Source organism: Shinella sp. NM-101 (assembly GCF_021401195.1).
Classification (GTDB): Bacteria; Pseudomonadota; Alphaproteobacteria; order Rhizobiales; family Rhizobiaceae; genus Shinella.
Genome location: NZ_JACBFT010000050.1, coordinates 1 through 1,516, shown reverse-complemented (window position 1 = coordinate 1,516; position 1,516 = coordinate 1). Strand labels below are relative to the sequence as shown.

The 1,516-nt window shown below is 57.3% G+C and carries 1 protein-coding gene; it reads left to right on the top strand.

Features of this window, described 5'->3' with window-relative positions:
- Window positions 1-89 precede the first annotated feature (89 nt).
- Window positions 90-1,441 (top strand): IS3 family transposase gene (locus L0976_RS28510; protein ID WP_145926135.1). Its coding sequence is split into 2 segments (ribosomal slippage): window positions 90-426 and window positions 426-1,441, totalling 1,353 coding nucleotides; the frame shifts between segments, so codons are not numbered across the junction.
- The last annotated feature ends 75 nt before the right edge of the window (window positions 1,442-1,516 follow it).

Sequence of the window (1,516 nt, the reverse complement as noted above, 5' to 3'; positions counted from 1 at the left end):
TGTCCCGGATCAGCGCCCTTGAGACAGAACTGGTTTAGTTGAGAAGAGAGGATTTTCGGCTCATCGTAGCTCTATCAAAGGAAGCGAAGATGAGACAGAAATCCGGGCCGCAGTCGTCAGCGGCTGAGAAGACGATCAAGGACATCCGCCGCGCCACGCGCAAGCACCACTCAGCCGAGGACAAAATCCGCATTGTGCTGGACGGCTTGCGTGGTGAAGATAGCATCGCCGCGATCTGCCGCCGTGAGGGGATCGCGGAGAGCTTGTATTATAGCTGGTCGAAGGAATTCCTCGAGGCGGGCAAGAAACGTCTTGCGGGCGATACCGCCCGTTCGGCGACCAGTGACGAAGTGAAGGCACTTCGTCGTGAAAGCCGCGACTTGAAGGAGGCTCTGGCCGACCTCACCCTGGAAAACCGCATGCTCAAAAAAAGCATGATCGCGGATGGGGGCGACGACGAATGAGATACCCCGCCACCGAGAAGCTTGAGATCATCCGGCTTGTAGAGCAGTCGCATCTGTCGGTCAGGCAGACCCTCGACAAGCTCGGCATTCCCAGGCCGACCTTTTATCGATGGTATGACAGGTTCCTGACCCACGGCGTCGAAGGGCTGGAAGACCGGGCTTCCGCGCCGTCACGGGTGTGGAACCGCATCCCCGATGATATCAGGGATCGCATCATCGCACTCGCGCTCGATCATGCCGATCTGTCGCCGCGCGAGTTGGCGGTGAGGTTCACCGACACGGAAAGCTATTTCGTGTCAGAGGCTTCGGTCTATCGCCTGCTGAAAGCACACGACCTGATCACCTCGCCAGCCTATATCGTCATCAAGGCCAATGACGAGTTCAAGGACAAGACCACGCACCCAAACGAGATGTGGCAGACCGATTTCACCTATCTGAAGGTCATCGGCTGGGGATGGTTCTATCTCTCCACCATTCTCGATGACTTCTCGCGCTACATCGTCGCCTGGAAGCTGTGCACGACTATGAAAGTCGATGATGTCACAGACACGCTCGACTTGGCACTGGCTGCCTCAGGTTGCAACAGCGTCAAGGTCGAACACCGGCCGCGCCTGCTGTCGGATAACGGGCCGTGTTACGTTGCCTCCGATCTCGGTGAGTGGCTGGAAAAATACAAGATCGATCAGGTCCATGGCGCGCCTGGCCATCCGCAAACGCAAGGCAAGATCGAACGCTGGCACCAGACGCTCAAGAACCGCATCCTGCTCGAAAACTACTTCTTTCAGGAAGACCTCGAAGCCCAGATCGCGGCCTTCGTCGAACATTACAATCATCGCCGATACCACGAGAGCCTCGACAATCTCACCCCGGCCGACGTCTACTTCGGGCGCGGCCAGTCCATCCTGCTCGAACGTGAAAGGATCAAACGAGACACCATCAGACAGCGCCGCTTGAACCATCACGCCAAAGCGGCTTAAATCAACCCGCAAACCGAGCCGGAAACTCCGCTCTTCCAAAGCCCGAAAAGTCTCAGTTCATTTGACGACGGACAG